This is a genomic window from Peptoniphilus lacydonensis (assembly GCF_900106515.1).
GTDB lineage: Bacteria > Bacillota > Clostridia > Tissierellales > Peptoniphilaceae > Peptoniphilus_A > Peptoniphilus_A lacydonensis.
The window spans coordinates 1,038,310-1,057,266 of the sequence record NZ_FNWF01000003.1 but is presented as its reverse complement, the minus strand read 5'-3'; the positions used below and the strand labels follow the sequence as shown (position 1 = coordinate 1,057,266).

Here is an 18,957-nt window from a genome sequence, read left to right as displayed (position 1 = left end):
CATATTTTTAATGGTAACGACAATCGTGACAAGTCGCGATTGGAGTGGTCTTCACAGTGAAGCCAAGCATAGCGATGGCTGAACTGTTGAAGAACCTTATGCATGCGACTGCAGAAAAAGCGACCGAATAGGAAGCTTTTTCAAAGGAGTCGCACTCACCCATTAAATTTTTCTACTAACTCTTCAAAGGATACTTCTACTTGTTCTCCTGTTTTCATATTTTTTAAACTATATCTTCTATTTTTCACTTCTTCTTCGCCAAGGACAATTACATAATCAACTTTAGTTTGATCAGCATATTTAAATTTCTTCTTTAATTTTGCAAACTCAGTATAAACAGAAACTTTGAGTCCCTTTTCTCTAAGCTCACTCAATAATTTTATTCCTTCAGATACGCAATCATCCATAGGAATAATCAAAAGATCTATTAAAGACTTTTCTTCACTAGAAATAATATTTGCCTCATTTAATTGATAAAATAATCTTGAAAGCCCAATGGAAATCCCCACACCTGGAAGAGCTTTGTCTGTGTAATAACTTGCAAGATCTTCATATCTTCCGCCAGAACAAACTGAACCAATCTTTGGATAATTGTCTAGAGTTGTTTCATAAACTGTGCCTGTGTAATAGTCAAGTCCTCTTGCAATCTTAAGATCTATATCAAAACAATTTTCATCAATCCCAAAATCTCTCATGTATCCTATAACCTGTGTTATTTCATTAAGACCCTCTTGAAATATTTCATTTTCAATATTTAAATCATTTAATTGCTCAATTATTTCATCTGTACTGCCTTTGATTTTTATAAAATCTAAAATTTTTTCTCCAAAATCTTTTTCCAATCCAAGTTCAGAAAGTTCTGATAGTACATTTCCTTCACCAATTTTATCAATCTTATCCACAATTCTCAAAACATTCATAGAATCTTCAATTCCAAGGGATGCAAAAAATCCCTTTAAAATTTTTCTGTTATTTAAGTGAATTGTAAAATCTGCAAAGCCAAGTTCCTTAAAAGTATGATAAATTACTACAGGAAACTCAGCATCATTTACAAGAGATAGTTCCCCCATTCCAATTGTGTCAATATCACATTGATAAAACTCTCTAAAGCGTCCTTTTTGAGCTTTTTCCCCTCTATATACTTTTCCTATTTGGTATCTCTTAAAAGGAAAGGAAAGGTCATTCATGTGTTCCACAGTGTATCTCGCTAGAGGAACTGTAAGATCAAATCTAAGACTCATGTCTGTGTCGCCCTTATTAAATCTATAAATTTGCTTTTCAGTTTCGCCGCCGCCCTTTGCAAGAAGAACTTCAGATTTTTCTATAACTGGCGTATCTATTGGTAAGAAACCGTGCTTTTCAAAATTCTTTCTTATAATGTCTTTCATCTCATTAAAAAGAATTTGATCCTTTGGAAGAAGTTCCATAAATCCTGGAAGCGTTGAAGGTTTCACTATACTCATGACATCACTCCTATAATTATTTTATTTATTATATTAATTTTATCACACTTGCTTTTCTTTTTGTACTTCTCTACATTATTAAATAAAAGTATTTTTCTCAAAAAAAAGACTTCACTTAAATGTGAAGCCTCCTAAAAATCTTATTTTAAATTTTAATCAATACAAGCCTGAAGATTTTTCAGAAGTATCTATAAAAATATTTTTAACTTGTGAATAAGCATCTAGCATCATCTTGTGATTTTCTCTTCCTATACCAGATTTCTTATATCCACCAAAAGGTGCACCTGCTGGAAGTTGATTATAAGTGTTAACCCAAACTCTTCCTGTTTCAATTCCTCTTGCAACTCTAAGTGCTTTATTTATGTCCTTTGTCCAAACTGCACCTGCAAGACCATATTGAGAATCGTTGGCAAGTTTTATTACTTCATCTTCATCTTTAAATTTAATTATAACTGCAACTGGTCCAAAGATTTCGTCCGTTGCAACTTTCATATCATTTTTAGCATTTGTTATAAGAGTTGGCATTGTGAAATATCCATTTTCTGTTCCATTCTTCGTAGCTTTTTCTCCACCAACAGCAATTGTTGCACCTTCTTTTTTTGCAATTTCAACATAGCCCAAGACTTTTTCAATTTGAGATTTATTTACTTGTGCACCAATTTGAGTGTCTTCTTCCCAAGGAAGTCCAACTTTAATTTCTTCAAACTTTGCAATTGCCTTTTCTACAAATTCATCGTAAATATTTTCGTGAACAAAAACTCTTGAACCTGCACAACATACTTGCCCTTGATTAAATAAGATTCCCATTGCAAGACCTTCTATGGCAAGATCCATATCACAATCGTCAAAGAAAATATTTGCTGACTTGCCACCAAGTTCTAAAGTAGCTGGAATTAATTTTTCTGCCGCAGCTCCTGCTATTTTATATCCAACTTCTGTTGACCCTGTAAAAGCAAGTTTTGAAAGTCCTTCATGGTGTTGTAAATATTCACCAGACTTAGAGCCTGAACCAGTTACTACATTTATAACTCCCTTTGGCACAACATCTTTAATAAGTTTCATAAGTTCTAGAAGAGAAAGAGAAGTTGTAGAAGATGGTTTAATCACAACAGCATCCCCTGCTGCAAGTGCTGGTGAAAGTTTCCAAGCTGCCATTAAAAATGGAAAGTTCCATGGAATAATTTGTCCAACAACACCAAGTGGTTCACGAAGAACTATTGAAAGAGTATTTTCATCAATAGCGTTGGCACTTCCCTCTTCTGCCAAAATTGCTCCAGCAAAATATCTAAAATGTTCAGATGCAAGTGGTATATCTATATTTTTAGTTTCCCTAATTGGTTTACCATTATCTAAAGTTTCTACCATTGCAAGGTGATCTGCGTTTTCGTCAATGATGTCTGCAATTTTATTTAAAATTTCTGCCCTCTCATATTTATTTGTTTTTTTATATTCTTTGAAACCTTCCCATGCAGCTTCAACGGCTTTATCAACATCTTTTTCACTAGCTTGTGTTATGCTAGAAAGAAGGTTTCCATCAGCAGGGCAATATACATCTAGAGTTTCTTCAGTTTCTCCTTCAACAAATTCTCCGCCAATAAAAAGCCCATATTTTTTATCAAGATTAATTTTTGGTTTAGCCATAATATTCTCCTTTAAATTCTATTTAATTAGTAAAATTTCCACTTATATAAAAGCTACCCCTAGTAAACTTTTTAAAACATAGATTTATTTTTTAACAAAGACTTTCATCTAAAGTAAAATCTAAAAAAACAAAAGACTTCGCTTTTTTGCAAAGTCTTTTACTAAAGTCATGTATCCCATTTTAAAAATAAAATTTCATTTTTTTCTTCATCAATTATAATGGCGATAAAATTTCCATATGCATTTCCAAATTTATAATTAGAAGTTTCTTTAAAATATTTCTTATTATCCAAACTCAACGAAGGATCAAAGCCTCTTTTACAAACTTTTTTGTAACAAGTTTCTATGGCAGCCTCTTTATCTTTATCATTTATGACTCTATAATCCTTTAACTCCTTTTCTACAGCTTTAATATCACTTTCTCCTGCGCTAAATAAAATCGAAGCTTCTCCATCTCCGTGAAAATCCAGTTCTTTATAAAGTTCTCTTTCTCTTTTAACACCCTTTGGAATTTCTATTCCAAATTCATTTTCCACTTCTTTTACAGATTGATCTCGCCTGTCAGATACAAAAAATAAAATCAAAATAGCTATTATAAAAATTCCAAACATAAAGGTTAACACTTTTTTAAATTTTTTATCGCTCATCTTCATCACCTACATATCTCAAAATATCTCCAACATCACAATTTAGCACCCTACAAATTTCTGAAAGAGTTGAAAATCTTATAGCCTTTGCCTTATTAGTCTTTAAAATAGAAAGGTTGGCAATAGTTATTCCAACTTTTTCAGAAAGTTCTGTGAGAGTCATCTTATTTTTTGCAAGTTCAATGTCTAAATCCACAATTATTTTTCCCATACTCTACCTCAAATCGTAAGGTCATTTTCTACTTTCAAATCAATGCCCTCTTTAATAAGATCTGAAAGTAGAAGAAAAATTTGTGCAATTAACATAGACAAAATAGAAATTCCAATAAAAATCAAGTTTGTGATAGATCCATCTAAATTAAAATCAGTATAAATTATGCACAAAATAGAAATTAAACAAATCCCTATAAAGGAAAGAGCGATAACTTGAAGATCAAATAACATTTCTCTTCCAAAGACTTTTCCATCGCCATATTTTTTAAGTGCAAAAATTCCAAATAAAATTGCAAAAATTAAAACTACAACAATACTTTCACACAAAAATAACATTGGATATTTCATATTTAAAAACATAGGATACATTTTAGTCATTATATTTGAAAATTTAAAAATTCCATAAGATGCAAAGGATAAAACAATCACAGCAACAATTAAAAGCGTACCAATAAATTTTACTCTAAAATTTTTCATAAGAACCTCCTTTTGCCTTAATTATAAAACTTCATTTAATGATTTTCAATAATTTTTTATTGTTTTTCAATAAAAAATTAGATAAAAATAAACCTCAGCTCTTACACTGAGATTTACTTTAACTTATGATTTTACTTAATCATGTTTACAATCATTTGAGCGACTTCTGCCCTAGTTAAATTATCTTTAGGTCCAAAAGTTCCATCATCACGTCCAACTAATAGACCCTTTTCTGTTGCTTCTTTTACATCTTTTGATGCCCAGTCAGAAATCTTATTTTGATCCTTAAATTTAGGAGCTTCTAGATTCTTTACTTTTATATCAAATTTTTCAGCAAATAAATTTAGTATTCTCGCAATTTCTTCACGAGTTATCTCTCTATCTCCTCCAAAAGTATTATCTTCATAGCCTGCTATAATACCATTTTCAATTGCCCAATTTACATAAGCAGATTCTTCTGAATTTGCATCAACATCTTTCAAAGACTTGCCTTTATATTTTTCCACATCAATTTTTTTGAATCTTCCCAATGCCTTTACTACATTATATCTTGTAGCATTTTTATTTGGTTTAAATTCATTTCCTATTAAGTCAATTAAATTATTTTCAAGTGCGTAATTTATTGAATCTTTAGCCCAATGTCCATCAATATCAGTAGCTTTTCCGGAATTTTTTGCTAAATTTTTATTTGCAATTTCTTCACCCTTCTTCAAGGCATCTTCCTTTGTAAAATTACTAGACTTTGACGTATATACAGGGTATGTTTTTGCATGGCTGTGGCTTCTGTGTCTTCTTACATTTGAAGATGATTCTTCTTTGTCATCTTTATTGTCTTTTTCAGGTTCAACTGGTGTTGGAATAACTGGTTTGTCTTGATTTTCTTTTTTATCTTCTTTTACAATTTTAAAACTATCTACAACAGATTTGTCGCTAGTTCTATAAGTTGTAACTTCAATTGAATTATCTGTAACTTTTACATTTGAAATGTTTGGAATTTTTTCTTGGTTCTTTACTGCTGAATATTCAAACTTTTTATCTTGCATTATGTCATAAAATTTAGAACCTGATGCAGAGTTTGTTGTAACATATATAATTCCCTTTGGATTTACATATTCACTTGGTGCTTTTCCTTCTTCTCCATTTTCCCATTCAATTATTGGTTTTGTTCCATCCATTACATGAGTTCTTGTATAAACGTGGTCGTGTCCATTTAATACAAGGTCAATTTTATTTTCTTTTAATATTGGAACAAGTGTTGATCTCATATCTGTAATATAATCATCTAATGCATGAGATGCTACTGTGTATGGAGGATGGTGAAATGTTACTACTCTCCATTTTACATTTGGATTTTCTGCAATTGCTTTTTCAATTGTAACTTTGTGTTCTGCATAATCTTTGTTATTTGAATTTAAACAGATAAATAATGTGTTGTTGTAAACATAATAGTAATTGCTTCCTGCATTTGATTTTCCTTCATCTTGTACATTTGAAACTTTGAAGTGTTCTTCGTGAGCATTTCCTCTTTCATCATGATTTCCTATTATTGGTGCAAGAGTTAATCCATTGAAACCTTCTCTATTAATATATGCATCGTATTGTTCTTCGTCCTTTCCAGTATCCACTTGATCTCCAAGTGAAAGTAAGAATGATGCACTAGAATCTAATTCTGGTAAAAGCTTTAGTGTTTTATCCCAGCCGTCTTTACCATTTAAATATCCATGTGATCCTATTTGAGGGTCTCCTGCTGCGAAGAAACTAAAATCTCCTTTTCCACCAGTTTTAAAAGTTTTAACTTCAGAAACTGCATCTCCATTAGAGAATCTATACATATATTCAGTATCTGGTTCTAATCCATCTAAAGTTACTTGATTACTTGAATATCCTGGAAGATTTGTTTTTTCGATAACTGTTGCATCAAGAACTTTTGCATCTTTAAAATCTTTTTCTGCATTTAGTTTTGCAAACTCAAATTTTCCTTTTTCTTTTGTATTTGCATACCATGTGAAGTTTCTTTCTGTGCCATCTTTTCCTATAGTTAATATATCATTTGTTAATTTAACTTCTTCATCTGTTGTTTCATTTTTTACAATTTTAAAACTATCTACAATAGATTTGTCGCTAGTTCTATAAGTTGTAACTTCAATTGAATTATCTGTAACTTTTACATTTGAAATGTTTGGAATTTTTTCTTGGTTCTTTACTGCTGAATATTCAAAATCTTCATTCTTTATATTATAAAATTTAGAGCCTGATGCAGAGTTTGTTGTAACATATATAATTCCCTTTGGATTTACATATTCACTTGGTGCTTCTTTATTTTCTCCAGCTTTCCATTCAATTATGGATTTTGTTCCATCCATTACATGAGTTCTTGTATAAACGTGGTCATGTCCATTTAATACAAGGTCAATTTTATTTTCTTTTAAGATTGGAACTAAATTTGCTCTAATGTTTAAAACATCTTTATCTAAAGCATGTGTTGCCACTGTATATGGTGGTTGGTGGAATGTCACTACTCTCCATTTTACATTCGGATTTTCTGCAATTGCTTTTTCAATTGTAGCCTTGTGTTCAGCAAAATCAGCTTTGTTTGTATTTAAGCAAATAAAAAGTGTATTGTTATATACATAATAATAATTGCTTCCCGCCTTTGTTGTCCCTTCATCTTGCACGTTTGGAACTTTAAAATGTTCTGTGTAAGCATGATTTCCTGAATCATGGTTTCCTATTATTGGTGCAAGAGTTAATCCATTGAATCCATCTCTATTAATGTAAGCATCATATTGTCTTTCATTGTCTGAAATATTTACTTGATCTCCAAGTGAGAGTAAGAATGATGCACTAGGATCTAATTCTGGTAAAAGCTTTAGTGTTTTGTCCCAACCTTTTTCATCTTCGTCTTCAAAACCAGCCCCTATTTGAGGGTCTCCTGCTGCAAAGAAACTAAAATCTCCTTTTCCACCAGTTTTAAAAGTTTTAACTTCAGAAAATGCATCTCCATTAGAGAATCTATACATATATTCAGTGTCTGGTTTTAATCCTTCAAGTGTAACTGAATTACTTGAAAAACCGTCCTTATTTGTTTCTTCAATAACTGTTGCATCAAGAACTGTTGCATCTTTAAAATCTTTTTCTGCATTTAGTTTTGCAAACTCAAATTTTCCTTTTTCTTTTGTATTTGCATACCATGTGAAGTTTCTTTCTGTGCCATCTTTTCCTATAGTCAATATATCATTTGTTAAAATAATATTTTGATCTTTTAGATCTACTTCTGGTTGTACATCTTTATCCTCTGTAGAAGGTGTTCCATTGTCCACATCTGGTGTCACTTCCTCTGATGCATTATTAACTTCTTCTTTTGGTGTTGCTTCATTTGATTGAGCATCATCTTCTGCCGCTTCTACGACATTTGTACTAAATCTAATTTCATTACCTTCAAATCCCAATCCTAATGGTGAAAATACTGAAACTAACATTAGTATAGCTAAAAATAAACTGAATCTCCTTTTCATTATATACCTCCTCTTCAGTTAGAATTATTATTTCACAATATTGTAAAGTCAAAGAATATAATCTGTAATGTATTCTTAAAGATTTTGTAAATTTATCTTCTTTTTAATTTGATTTTTTCTTTTTTATAGATTACTCCTGATAGATAAGCACTAACTGGAACCATTATAATTACTACTGCTGTACCTATGAGCGAATTGACAAGTTCAACAGCAAAAAAATCTGAACTAACTAATTGATTAAAATCAACTCCATAGGATATTAAAACTAAAACTGTAGCTATGGAGCTTCCCAAAAATGCAAATACCAAAGTATCGACCATAGTACCTATAATATCCTTTCCTATTACCATCCCAGATTTAAAAAGTTCTATTTTTGTTATTTTAGGATTTTTTACATATATCTCATGAAGTGCGGAAGATATTGAAACGGAAACGTCCTTACAAGCTCCATAGGCTGCTATGGCAACACCTGCAAACATAAGAGGATATATTTGTAATCCTGTTTTTGAATTTATAAGTAAAAGTCCTTCTACATCAGCTAAATTATATCCACTTAAATGCGTGAAATAAGATGAAATATAAAAACATATTGCAGCAGATATAAATCCAACTGACACACTTATTAAGTTTACAAGTCCAATTAATGTGTAACCTTGAAGTATTACAACCGAATAAATACTTCCCAAGACACAGGTTAATATTGTAACCCATACTGGCGAATGTCCCAAATATATTAGAGGGATCATAAAACAAAACATTAAATATAAACTTATAAAAAGTGATGCCGCAGATTTTATCCCCTTTGACTTTCCAATTGCATATAACATTATTAAAAATAAAATTAACATAATAGCTATTGGGACAGACCTGTCGTAATTATAAATTGTATAATATGGCTCAATCCCCTTTGGTTCGTCCACATAAACTATTACCTTAGAACCTTCCTTTAAGTACACAGAATGTTCCGAAAATAAATTATTTTCTATAGTTATTGGTTTATCAAACCTTTTATTTTTCATTTCAACCAAAACTTTTTGGGATCCAGTCTTTAAATTTGGATAACTCTCAACTGTATCTTCATCTAAAACTTTTATAACCTTACCCTTCTCATAAGAAACTGCGTTTTGAACTATAACTGTATCTCCAAAGTCTACATCTTTCCAAAAAATAAAAATAAAAATTAAAATTAAAATTAACGCCCCGTTACAAATATATTTTATTTTTTTACTCATCCTTTCACTCCTTCTGCAAAATTATTGCATTCAAAAGTAAATTTTATATATATTTAATGTAAAGTAAGATTTATTATCCAATCACTTTTATAAAAAAAAGATGCAAGTTATCCTTACACTAATCTTGCATCTCTTATCTACATTTTTTAATTTTTATTTTATTCATACCTAAGGGCATCTATTGGATTCATTTTTGCAGCTTTATTTGCAGGATAATATCCAAAGAAAATTCCTATTAGCATAGAAAATCCTACTGCAATAATTATTGATTTTACAGAAGGTAACGTCATAGCATTCAAAAGATTTGAACCAATTAAACCTATAACTGTTCCCAAAACTATTCCAAAAAATCCTCCGATTATACAAATTATAATAGATTCAATTATAAATTGCTTTCGTATATCACTTCTCGTTGCCCCAAGTGCCTTTCTTATTCCTATTTCCTTCGTCCTTTCAGTTACAGATACAAGGAGAATATTCATTACACCAATTCCACCAACTAATAGTGAAATTGCAGCAATTGCTCCAATTGCAACTTGAATTGAACTCATTGCATTATTCATACTACTAATTTCGCTCTTTGCTGAATAATATTTTACTTCTGCACGAGGATTATCTGAATAAAACTTTTGATTTAACTCGTCACATAAGGCTTGTGCATCTTCTTCTATTGTATCTGGATTTTTAAGTGTTATTGCCATATCATAATAGCAAACTCTTGGTTCACTTAGAAGTTCTCTGTCCCCAGTTGTCCTTGGAATATATAAAGAAGTTGTGCTTCCATTTAAAGACTTACCCATAACTTGCATTTCTTCGTACTCATACACTCCAATTATTGTAGCAACCATGAGCTTATCGCCCATCTCAATGTTAACCTCTCGACCTAATACCTGTGGTGCAGGAACTTTATAGATTTTTTCCAAAACTTTATCAGATATTACTGCAACAGATTTACCTCTTGCCACATCTTCATCATTTAAAAATCTACCTGCAATCATATTAATTTTAAAAATAGATTTTTCATCTTCCGAAGTTGAGTTTACTTCAACTCTTTCCTTTTCTCTACCTTCTTTAACATATCCTTGACCACTTGCACCATGATACAAAAGTTTTTCAATTCTATTTCCCTTTTGCGATTCACAATAATTTATAATATTTTCTGTAAAATAATCACGCTCACTTAATTCCCCTGTGTCATAATCAGAATCCCTTGGCGTCACATACAATTGAACAGCAGTATTTGCTATCATGTCAAAAGCTTTATTTACAGATTTTGTAAGAGAATCCCCAATAGTCGTTATTCCAATTACAGAACCTATTCCGATAATTATCCCAAGCATTGTGAGAAAAGATCTAAGTTTATTTGCTTTCAATCCTTCTAAAGAAAGTTTTATAGTTTCAGACAAATCCATTAAATCTCCTCCACTCTTCCATCAGTCATTTTGTAAATTCTTGTGGCTTCTTCTGCAAGTTCAAGATTGTGTGTAATAATTACAATAGTCCTTTTTTCAACTTCATTTAACTTGTGAAAAAGATCCATTACATTTCTGCCAGTCTTTGAATCGAGAGCTCCCGTTGGTTCATCAGCCAAAATAATATCAGGATTATTTGCCATGCTCCTTGCTATCGCAACCCTCTGTTTTTGTCCACCAGAAAGTTCATTTGGAAGGTGATTCATTCTATCTTTCATTTCCACAATTTCAAGAAGTTTCTCAGCACGCTCCGTTCTTTCCTTCTTTTCTACTCCTGCATAGGTCATTGGAAGTTCAACATTTTTTAGGGCATTAGATCTAGGTATTAAATTAAAATTTTGGAATACAAAACCAATTTTTTTAGATCTATAAGTGGAAAGCTCACTATCTTTTAATTTTGAAATATCCACACCATTTAATTCATAAAAACCAGAAGTCTGTCTGTCCAAAAGTCCAATTATATTCATAAGAGTTGATTTGCCCGAACCGGACTGACCAACTACTGAAACAAATTCCCCCTCCCTTACATCAAAATCTATTCCATGTAAAATCTCAAGTTCATTTTCTTTCCCAATATTAAAAGACTTTTTTATCCCTTCCATTTTTATAAGATTACTTTTCATCTGAAGCCTCTTCTTGTGGAGTGTCATCTATCTTTATAATACTTCCTTCTCCATAACCTCCAGCATTTGACAATACTTTAATTCCATCTTTTAATTTATCAGAAGTAATTGCAGTTTCAACATCATTAGCAATACCTTTTTTTACCTGAATTTTTTGAATTTCGTAATTATCTTTTCCTGCATCTTTTAGTACAAGAATATAATCTTTTCCATCTCTTTCAAAAATTGCATCAGTTGGAACTTTAAAAGTGTCTTTCTTTTGACTTAAAATATATTTTACTCTAAGTGTCATACCTGGCGAAAATTTTTCTGAACTATTTTCATCTATTTCTATCACAGTTTTATAATACACTTCTGTGGACTTGCTTTCAGGCGATTCCTCTTTTGGAACAGGGTCAATAGAAATTACTTTTCCTTTAAAAGTTTCTCCCATTGCAGAATCAGAAGTTATTTCAACCTCTGTGCCAACTTTAATGTTATTTTTGTCATATTCTTTTACCTGTGATTCAATTCTCAAAGTATCAATAGTTTCAATTTTTGCAACTGAAGCCGTAGGAACTTGACCTTCTTTTGCTTCAACTTTAGTAACTGTCCCATCTGCTGGTGCTTTTATTAAAACCTTTTCAAGTTCTTCTGTCAAATTTTCTATTTCCACATTATCCACATTATTTGCACTTGCCTTAGCAGTTTTTAAGTTGTCTGAAAGACTCGAAATTTCATTTTCAACTTGAACCTTTGTAGACTCTAGATTTTTCTTTGCATCATCATAATTATTTTTTGCAGTTTCCACATTTTGTGCAAGAGTCTTCAACTGATCATCTCGTGCCTTTTGTGCTTTTAAAACTTTGTCTGCGTCTTGATAAATATCATCTTTAGTTTTTTCAACTTCAAGTTTTGTACCTTCAACTTGTTTATTTTGTTCTTCGAGTTCCTTTTCAATTGCATCAGCTTCTGACTTATACTTTTCTTCATCTGATCTTGCATTTCCAAGTTCTTCTGTAACATTGGAAATTTCCAATTCTATCTCATTTTGATTTCTGGTTAAATCATCTATCCTTTTCCTAGATTTTTTTATTTTTTCATTAACCTTATCTCTTTTTTCCTTATTATCTGATGTTTCATTCTTTTTATCCTCAGTATCATCGCCACTATCACTATTAATTCTATGTTCAGTTTCAGAAGTAGAAACTAAAGAGCTTTGCAAATCTGCTATCTCATTTTGCTCCTTACCAATTTCAAGTCCAATTTCAGTAAGTTCTCTTTTTAAATCATCTAATTTATCTTGTAAGTAATTTTTATCTCTTGCACTTTCACTAGCAAGAGATCTATTCTCAGAAATCTTTTCTATATTTCTATTCATGTCTTCCTTCAGTTGTTTGTATTTTAAATCATTTGTCTTTTCTTGATATGCCAAATTTTCTCTAGTATTTCTCTCTGCGACAATCCCTTCATTATACCTCTCATCAATACTTCTTTTGAAATCATCATAAGCTTTTTGTGCAGCAAGATATTGATCCATAGCTTGAGTAAGGGAAGTTTCCGCTGCAACTATTGCAGAATTTTTACCAGAATCTCTTCCACTAATAGCTTCAGAAAGCCTTTTTTTGGCAGCAGAAATTTGTGCAGAAACACTTTTATCTGTGGCAGACTTTTGCGCTTTTCTTGATTTTATTTGTTGTTCCAAAGAAGATGAATCAAGCTCGCAAAGCACATCTCCTTTTTTCACTTTATCTCCAACCTTTACATTTACATTAGTAACTGGAAGAGATTTTTCCGCAAAAACCTCAACAGAATTTGAAGGAACAACTTCACCTTTTTCTGTTACAGAATTTGTGACATCTCCCTTTTTTAATTCCACAATTTGATTATTAGATACTAAATTTGAATCATTTTTATGAGATAAAGATGAAATCAGTTTAAAAATTCCGAATAAAATTAAAATCAAAATTAATATAGAAATTATTTTATTCTTTTTACTTCTTGTAATCCACGACTTTATTTTGTTAAAAAAATTTTTCATATCAACCTCCTCATACAATTATATAGTAAACTTTATAAATTTTACATAACAAAAATCTTCATTTTTCTTAAAAAACTTCAAATAATTTCTTAAATATTTTCAAAATATTTATATATAAAAAAGTCTATTATTATGTTAAGTCAACCCCTTTTTATTTTGTATTTATGTATCAGTTACTTAATACAATAACCATTATATTATTTCTTCTTCTCTCATGCAATATCAAATTAAATTTTTTATAAAAAAAATAATAAATTATTTCAATGTTACTAAAATTTTATAAATACTCTATAATAAATATGGGTGATTTAATGTTAGAGTTAGTGACTTTAATACTTTTTATGATAAATTTGTTTGTGGCAATAATTTTTAATATATCAATTGTGATTGCACTATTTTTTAATTTAATACTTTTAATAATTTACGCCCTTCTAAAAGACTATAAGATAAAAGAAATTAAAAAAATGATTATTGCAGGACTTAATGAAACAAAAATTGTCTTGGCAGTCTTTCTTTTAATTGGAATGATTACTGGAATCTGGAGACTATCTGGAACCATTGCATACATAATTTATATTGGCACAAATTTAATTTCACCAAATTTTTTCTACGTGGGCGTATTTATATTTAATTCAGCAATTTCTATTTTAACTGGAACAAGTCTTGGTACCGCATCTACTGCAGGAATAATATCTATGTCCATATCTAATGCAATGAACTTTAGTCCATTAGTAACTGGTGGTGCAATCTTGTCAGGATGTTATTTTGGCGACAGATCTTCTCCAATGTCAACATCAGCACTTCTCGTAGCAACTCTAACGAAGACAGATCTATATGTAAATTTAAAAAATATGTTTAAAACTTGTGTAATACCATTAGTCCTAACTCTAATAACTTTTCAAATTTTTAACTTTAATATAGATGCAAAAATTAATTCAGATAGTGTAAACTCCATTGCAGAAATTTTTAACTTCAATCCTTTGTTAATAATTCCAACGCTATCAATAATCCTCCTTGCTATTTTAAAAGTAGACATTAGAATTAACATGACAATCTCTATTATATTATCCATAATTTCCGCTGCTCTCTTCCAAAATAAAGACATAATAGACATTATAAATTCGCTTATATTTGGCTTTCACATAGAATCCAGTGCAGGAAAATTAATTAACGGGGGCGGATTACTTTCTATGAAAAAAATGATTTTAATCGTGAGCATATCTTCTGGTTACTTTGGATTTTTTAAAGAAACAAAACTTTTAGTTTCTGTAAAAAAATATGTGAGAAAAATGTTTATAAAACTTCCAAACATGGTAGTTATGTCTTTTATCTCCTTTGTCATAGCAGGATTTAGTGCAAACCAAACTTTGACATCAATGATGACTTATGAAATGGCAAGGGACAATTATGAAGATAATTACAAACTTGCTTTGGACTTAGAAAATTCTGCAATAATGACTCCATTATATATTCCATGGAATATAACTGGCAGAACTCCCATGGAAATGGTTGGTGGTCCAATAGCTGCAATATTATTTTCTTTTTACCATCACTACATTATTCTTGTAAATATAATAATTTCCATACTTGATTTTAAGAGAAATAATAATTAAAAATTTTTAGCAAAAAACTCAGGGCAAGGCTCTGAGTTTTATATATTCTATATTTTTGTAAAAGTTCTCGGTGTAAGTTTATTTTCTATTGTTCCAAGAACTAAATCTGCTAAAACTGCCATAAGAGCTGTTGGTATAGCGCCAGCAATTATTATTGGACTGCCATTTGCTACTGTTATTCCTCTAGTTATAATATCTCCTAGTCCTCCTGCTCCTATGAAAGTACCTACTGCTGTAACTCCTATCGCAAGTACTAGTGCATTTCTTATGCCACCCATTATAATCGAAATGGCAAGGGGGAGTTCTACTTTAGTCATAAGTTGTTTTTTCGTCATTCCCATTCCTGTTGCTGCATCAATAAGTTCTGGTGTTACTGAGTTTATACCAGAAACTGTGTTTTTTAAAATTGGAAGTATTGCGTAAAGAAAAACTGCAAATACAACTGTGTTTGGACCAGTTCCTATTGCAAACATCAAAATAGCAAGCATAGCAAGAGAAGGAATAGTTTGCATCACATTTGCTATACTAATTGTTATTCTAGAAAGTTTTTTTCTTCTTGCAACAAAAAATCCTAGAGGAATTGCAATTAATGCCGCAAATAAAACTCCATATATCGATATTAAAAAGTGTCTAATAAATTGTTCAAATACATAACTTGAATTTTTCCCATAATAATAAAATACTTCAGACATCCTTTCCTCCCTTCACAAATTCTTTATACTTTTGCAATTCTTTCTTATCAACTTCTACATCTTCAAAATAATTATTTTTCTTTAAAAAGTTTTCTGCAACTTTTTGTGGTTCTACTAAATCTTCATCAGCTTGTCTATTTAATTCCTGCATAGTTTCCGAAGAAATTTTTCCCATAAGTTTCAATATAGCTTCTTCAACTTCTGGATACTTTTCAATTATTTCACTTGATGCAACTGGCGAACAGTCATAAGGTGGAAACAGTCTTTTATCATCTTCAAGTACAACCAAATCATAAGATGAAATTTTTCCATCAGTTGAATATCCAAGTACTGCATCCATTTCTCCACTTGCAAGTGCTGTATAAACAAGTCCAATGTCCATTGGATAAATGGTTTTAAATTTATATCCATATATATCTTCGAAAGCTTTATAGCCATCTCCTTCTCTTGTTATCCAAGCAGTGTCAACTCCAACACTTATCTTGTCAGATAATTTTTCTAAATCTGAAACTTTTTTAAGATTATTTTCTTCTGCAAATTTTCTTGTAACCATAAAGGCATATGTGTTATCAAATCCAAAAGAAGGATACCAATATCTATTCCATCTCTTGTAATATTCTTTCATTACAACTTTTTGTGCTTCATCTGGATCTCTTATAGGATCCATACCAAGTTCGCCACTAAGTGCTGTGCCTGTGTACATCGCACCAACTACATTTACATCTCCTTTTAACATTGCTATGTGATTTAAAACAGATGAAGATAAATTTGTTATAAGTGAAACATCAAGATCAGTATGATGCTCTATCATCTGTTTTACCATTTCTCCCAAAATTTGTCTTTCTGTATTAGAACCTGTGGCAACAACTACATTTGTCTTTGTGTTTCCACCAATACCCGGAAGTGTACAAGATGTTAAAAGTGACGCAATTAAAATTATAAAAATTAATTTTTTTAATTTTTTCATCATGCCACCTCACTAGTTTTATTAGGTGAAAGTTTTTCTTCCAAAATTCCAAATAAAAAATCAACTATAATTGCCATTAGCGTAACAGGAATAGTCCCCCATACTACCATTGGCATTATTGCATTTGTAAGGCCATTAAAAATAAAATCGCCGAGTCCACCTGCTCCTACATAAGATGCAAGAGTTGTCCATGCAAGAACATATACTGCAGAAAGTCTAATCCCGCTCATCATTACAGGCATTGCCATTGGAATTTGTACTTTAAATAAAATTTGTGATTTTGTCATTCCCATTCCTCTAGCTGCATCAATTAAATTTTCATTTACTCCCGCTATCCCAAGATAAGTATTTCTCAAGATTGGAAGAAGTGAATAAATGAAAAGCGAAACTATGGCTGGTTTTTTCCCAACTCCAAAAATTGGAATCATAAGAGCAAGAAGTGCAAAGGAAGGAACAGTTTGTAAGACTGATGCAATTGCCATCACAATTTTTGCTGCAGTTTTAGATCTAGTTAGCAAAATCCCAATAGGAACAGCAACTAGTATCCCAAAAAATAATGAAACGGAAGCAATAAATAGATGCTCCATTGATTTTGCAAAAATTTCTGCACTATTTGAAAGTAGATAATCAATCATCATTCTCACCTATCTTTTTAGATGAATCCCCTGATGCATCTTTTATAAGTTCTGATAAATTATCTTCTTCAAAGATTTCTCCTTCTTCTACTTCGTCCTCATTTTCCCAAAGATTTGTATAAATTGTATCCACGACAGATGCTCTAGTTACAAGCCCCACCAATTTATTTTCATAATCAACAACAGGAAGATTTTTAATATCTAAATTATAAATATCACGAATGGCATTCATGATAACAGTATCTTCTTTGATTGCATAAACTTTTTCCATGACTTCTTCTAAAGATTTAATGTTTTTCCCAAATCTTCCAATGTCAAACATCCCTACTGCACCAAGAAGATGATTATCTTCGTCTGTCACAAAAATTGTATCTACCCTTTTATTTCTCATAAGAGCTAGAGCATCATAAGTGGATCTATCCTTTGTCAGTGAAACAGGATTTTTTAACATTATTGTTTCTACTGTTCTATAAGAAGTTTTTGCTTCATTTAGTTTCTCTTCTCCAAGCATTTCTTCTACATATTTGCTGGCAGGATTTTTCAAAATGTTCTCTGGCGTATCAAATTGCTCAACATGTCCTTTTTTCATAATTACAATTTTATCTGCTAGAGTAAGCGCCTCGTCCATATCGTGAGAAACAAAGACGATTGTCTTTCCCATTTCTTTTTGAAGTCTTTTAACAAGTTTTTGAAGTGCATCTCTAGTTATAGGGTCAAGTGCCCCAAAGGGTTCATCCATTAAAATAATATCTTGATCTGCTGCAAGAGCTCTTATAACTCCAATTCTTTGTTGTTGTCCTCCAGATAGTTCTGATGGATATTTATCTAAATAAGAAAGAGGAAGATCAACTTTTTCGATTAAGTTTTCTGCAATTGGTCTTAACTTATCTTCTTCCCACTTTAAAAGCCTTGGCACTAAAACAATGTTATCATAAACTGTCATATGTGGCAGAAGTCCTATTTGTTGTATTACATATCCTATCTGTCTTCTAAGATCAACTGCATCCATTTCATTTATATTTACACCATTTATTAAAATCTCGCCACTAGTAATATCGTTCATTCTATTGATCATTCTCATGCAAGTAGTTTTCCCTGAACCACTAGCTCCAATGAAACATATAAATTCTCCATCATTAAATTTTAAATTTATATTTTCCGCTGCAACTTGATTTCCAGGATAAATTTTACTTACGTTTTTAAATTCTATCATTATACTCCCCCTTTATTCCAAACCTATCTTATTAACATTATATCACAGTTAAAATTTTTCAAAAAATGAAACGATTGACTGATATCTTATTAGTGCTATAATCTATGTATAAGATTGTATTTTTTATTTTTTTAAGGAGGATATTATGGCTAACGATTATCATGAACCCGCTAGTGAAATGACTAAAAAGGAAAGAGAAATTATTCGAGCAATTAACTCTTTTAAAGAAGAAATTGCAGCAGTTGACTGGTATTACCAAAGAGTTGCTGTAACAAATGACAAAGATTTAAAAGAAATTATGTGGCACAACGCTGAAGAAGAAATCGAACACGCAATGATGACTCTTGAATGGCTAAGACGCAATCAAGATGGATGGGACGAACAAATGCGAACTTACTTATTCTGCGAAGGTAATATTTTAGAAGCAGAAGAAAATAGTAAAAAAGACGATAAAAAAGAAAAAAATACTAGCAAAAAGAAAAGCAAATAATTCTTAAAAATTTTTCTACAAAAAACTGACTGGAGTTTTAAAAT

Annotated in this window: 16 protein-coding genes; 2 read left to right on the top strand and 14 right to left on the bottom strand. The window is 31.0% G+C overall.

Features of this window, described 5'->3' with window-relative positions:
• Positions 1-155: 155 nt before the first annotated feature.
• From hisS to BQ5450_RS06685, 10 genes are all read right to left on the bottom strand, one after another.
• Positions 156-1,463 carry a histidine--tRNA ligase gene (gene hisS, locus BQ5450_RS06730; RefSeq protein WP_071126373.1) on the bottom strand — a complete coding sequence of 436 codons (1,308 nt, stop codon included), beginning with the start codon at positions 1,461-1,463 and terminating at the stop codon, positions 156-158.
• 156 nt (positions 1,464-1,619) lie between these two features.
• The gene (locus BQ5450_RS06725) at positions 1,620-3,104 is read right to left on the bottom strand and encodes an aldehyde dehydrogenase family protein (protein ID WP_071126372.1); all 1,485 of its coding nucleotides are present in this window, start codon (positions 3,102-3,104) and stop codon (positions 1,620-1,622) included.
• A gap of 167 nt (positions 3,105-3,271) precedes the next feature.
• Positions 3,272-3,751, bottom strand: coding sequence for a hypothetical protein (locus BQ5450_RS06720; RefSeq protein ID WP_071126371.1), 480 nt, complete (start codon positions 3,749-3,751; stop codon positions 3,272-3,274).
• A complete protein-coding gene (locus BQ5450_RS06715; RefSeq protein WP_010247304.1) occupies positions 3,741-3,962 on the bottom strand; it encodes a helix-turn-helix domain-containing protein in 222 nt (73 codons plus the stop codon). The genes BQ5450_RS06720 and BQ5450_RS06715 overlap by 11 nt, the downstream gene beginning before the upstream one ends.
• An 8-nt stretch (positions 3,963-3,970) precedes the next feature.
• Positions 3,971-4,441: a DUF2975 domain-containing protein gene (locus BQ5450_RS06710; protein ID WP_010247302.1), complete on the bottom strand. Its 471-nt coding sequence runs from the start codon at positions 4,439-4,441 to the stop codon at positions 3,971-3,973.
• Positions 4,442-4,572: 131 nt separating this feature from the next.
• On the bottom strand, positions 4,573-7,956 hold the full coding sequence (locus tag BQ5450_RS06705; protein ID WP_071126370.1) for an S-layer homology domain-containing protein: 3,384 nt from the start codon (positions 7,954-7,956) through the stop codon (positions 4,573-4,575).
• A gap of 92 nt (positions 7,957-8,048) precedes the next feature.
• Positions 8,049-9,188, bottom strand: a complete 1,140-nt coding sequence (locus tag BQ5450_RS06700; RefSeq protein WP_010247296.1) for a YibE/F family protein — start codon at positions 9,186-9,188, stop codon at positions 8,049-8,051.
• Positions 9,189-9,346: 158 nt separating this feature from the next.
• Entirely contained in the window at positions 9,347-10,600 is a 1,254-nt protein-coding gene (locus BQ5450_RS06695; protein ID WP_010247293.1) for an ABC transporter permease, read from the bottom strand.
• Entirely contained in the window at positions 10,600-11,283 is a 684-nt protein-coding gene (locus tag BQ5450_RS06690; RefSeq protein WP_010247290.1) for an ABC transporter ATP-binding protein, read from the bottom strand. The genes BQ5450_RS06695 and BQ5450_RS06690 overlap by 1 nt, the downstream gene beginning before the upstream one ends.
• Positions 11,273-13,303 (bottom strand): biotin/lipoyl-containing protein, encoded by a 2,031-nt coding sequence (locus BQ5450_RS06685; protein WP_071126369.1) that lies wholly within the window; start codon positions 13,301-13,303, stop codon positions 11,273-11,275. Before BQ5450_RS06685 ends, BQ5450_RS06690 begins: the two co-directional genes overlap by 11 nt.
• A 311-nt stretch (positions 13,304-13,614) precedes the next feature.
• Between BQ5450_RS06685 and BQ5450_RS06680 the strand changes: the two genes are divergently transcribed.
• Positions 13,615-14,916, top strand: a complete 1,302-nt coding sequence (locus tag BQ5450_RS06680) for a Na+/H+ antiporter NhaC family protein (protein WP_071126368.1) — start codon at positions 13,615-13,617, stop codon at positions 14,914-14,916.
• 47 nt (positions 14,917-14,963) lie between these two features.
• On the opposite strand, the gene BQ5450_RS06675 is transcribed toward BQ5450_RS06680, so the two are convergent.
• From BQ5450_RS06675 to BQ5450_RS06660, 4 genes are read right to left on the bottom strand one after another with little or no spacing between them, the layout of a single operon-like run.
• Positions 14,964-15,608 (bottom strand): ABC transporter permease, encoded by a 645-nt coding sequence (locus tag BQ5450_RS06675; RefSeq protein ID WP_010247964.1) that lies wholly within the window; start codon positions 15,606-15,608, stop codon positions 14,964-14,966.
• Entirely contained in the window at positions 15,601-16,575 is a 975-nt protein-coding gene (locus tag BQ5450_RS06670) for an osmoprotectant ABC transporter substrate-binding protein (protein WP_071126367.1), read from the bottom strand. Before BQ5450_RS06670 ends, BQ5450_RS06675 begins: the two co-directional genes overlap by 8 nt.
• Positions 16,575-17,210: an ABC transporter permease gene (locus BQ5450_RS06665; protein WP_010247959.1), complete on the bottom strand. Its 636-nt coding sequence runs from the start codon at positions 17,208-17,210 to the stop codon at positions 16,575-16,577. Before BQ5450_RS06665 ends, BQ5450_RS06670 begins: the two co-directional genes overlap by 1 nt.
• Entirely contained in the window at positions 17,203-18,423 is a 1,221-nt protein-coding gene (locus BQ5450_RS06660) for an ABC transporter ATP-binding protein (protein ID WP_010247958.1), read from the bottom strand. The genes BQ5450_RS06665 and BQ5450_RS06660 overlap by 8 nt, the downstream gene beginning before the upstream one ends.
• Positions 18,424-18,568: 145 nt before the next feature.
• Here BQ5450_RS06660 and BQ5450_RS06655 point away from each other — a divergent pair, with 145 nt between their 5' ends.
• A complete protein-coding gene (locus tag BQ5450_RS06655) occupies positions 18,569-18,913 on the top strand; it encodes an encapsulin-associated ferritin-like protein (RefSeq protein ID WP_010247955.1) in 345 nt (114 codons plus the stop codon).
• Positions 18,914-18,957 lie beyond the last annotated feature (44 nt).

What these genes read in the sequence shown, in the direction of transcription:
- hisS (WP_071126373.1), bottom strand. Translation starts at nt 1,463, where the DNA reads ATGAGTATAGTGAAACCTTCAACGCTTCCAGGATTTATGGAACTTCTT.
- BQ5450_RS06725 (WP_071126372.1), bottom strand. Translation starts at nt 3,104, where the DNA reads ATGGCTAAACCAAAAATTAATCTTGATAAAAAATATGGGCTTTTTATT.
- BQ5450_RS06720 (WP_071126371.1), bottom strand. Translation starts at nt 3,751, where the DNA reads ATGAGCGATAAAAAATTTAAAAAAGTGTTAACCTTTATGTTTGGAATT.
- BQ5450_RS06715 (WP_010247304.1), bottom strand. Translation starts at nt 3,962, where the DNA reads ATGGGAAAAATAATTGTGGATTTAGACATTGAACTTGCAAAAAATAAG.
- BQ5450_RS06710 (WP_010247302.1), bottom strand. Translation starts at nt 4,441, where the DNA reads ATGAAAAATTTTAGAGTAAAATTTATTGGTACGCTTTTAATTGTTGCT.
- BQ5450_RS06705 (WP_071126370.1), bottom strand. Translation starts at nt 7,956, where the DNA reads ATGAAAAGGAGATTCAGTTTATTTTTAGCTATACTAATGTTAGTTTCA.
- BQ5450_RS06700 (WP_010247296.1), bottom strand. Translation starts at nt 9,188, where the DNA reads ATGAGTAAAAAAATAAAATATATTTGTAACGGGGCGTTAATTTTAATT.
- BQ5450_RS06695 (WP_010247293.1), bottom strand. Translation starts at nt 10,600, where the DNA reads ATGGATTTGTCTGAAACTATAAAACTTTCTTTAGAAGGATTGAAAGCA.
- BQ5450_RS06690 (WP_010247290.1), bottom strand. Translation starts at nt 11,283, where the DNA reads ATGAAAAGTAATCTTATAAAAATGGAAGGGATAAAAAAGTCTTTTAAT.
- BQ5450_RS06685 (WP_071126369.1), bottom strand. Translation starts at nt 13,303, where the DNA reads ATGAAAAATTTTTTTAACAAAATAAAGTCGTGGATTACAAGAAGTAAA.
- BQ5450_RS06680 (WP_071126368.1), top strand. Translation starts at nt 13,615, where the DNA reads ATGTTAGAGTTAGTGACTTTAATACTTTTTATGATAAATTTGTTTGTG.
- BQ5450_RS06675 (WP_010247964.1), bottom strand. Translation starts at nt 15,608, where the DNA reads ATGTCTGAAGTATTTTATTATTATGGGAAAAATTCAAGTTATGTATTT.
- BQ5450_RS06670 (WP_071126367.1), bottom strand. Translation starts at nt 16,575, where the DNA reads ATGAAAAAATTAAAAAAATTAATTTTTATAATTTTAATTGCGTCACTT.
- BQ5450_RS06665 (WP_010247959.1), bottom strand. Translation starts at nt 17,210, where the DNA reads ATGATTGATTATCTACTTTCAAATAGTGCAGAAATTTTTGCAAAATCA.
- BQ5450_RS06660 (WP_010247958.1), bottom strand. Translation starts at nt 18,423, where the DNA reads ATGATAGAATTTAAAAACGTAAGTAAAATTTATCCTGGAAATCAAGTT.
- BQ5450_RS06655 (WP_010247955.1), top strand. Translation starts at nt 18,569, where the DNA reads ATGGCTAACGATTATCATGAACCCGCTAGTGAAATGACTAAAAAGGAA.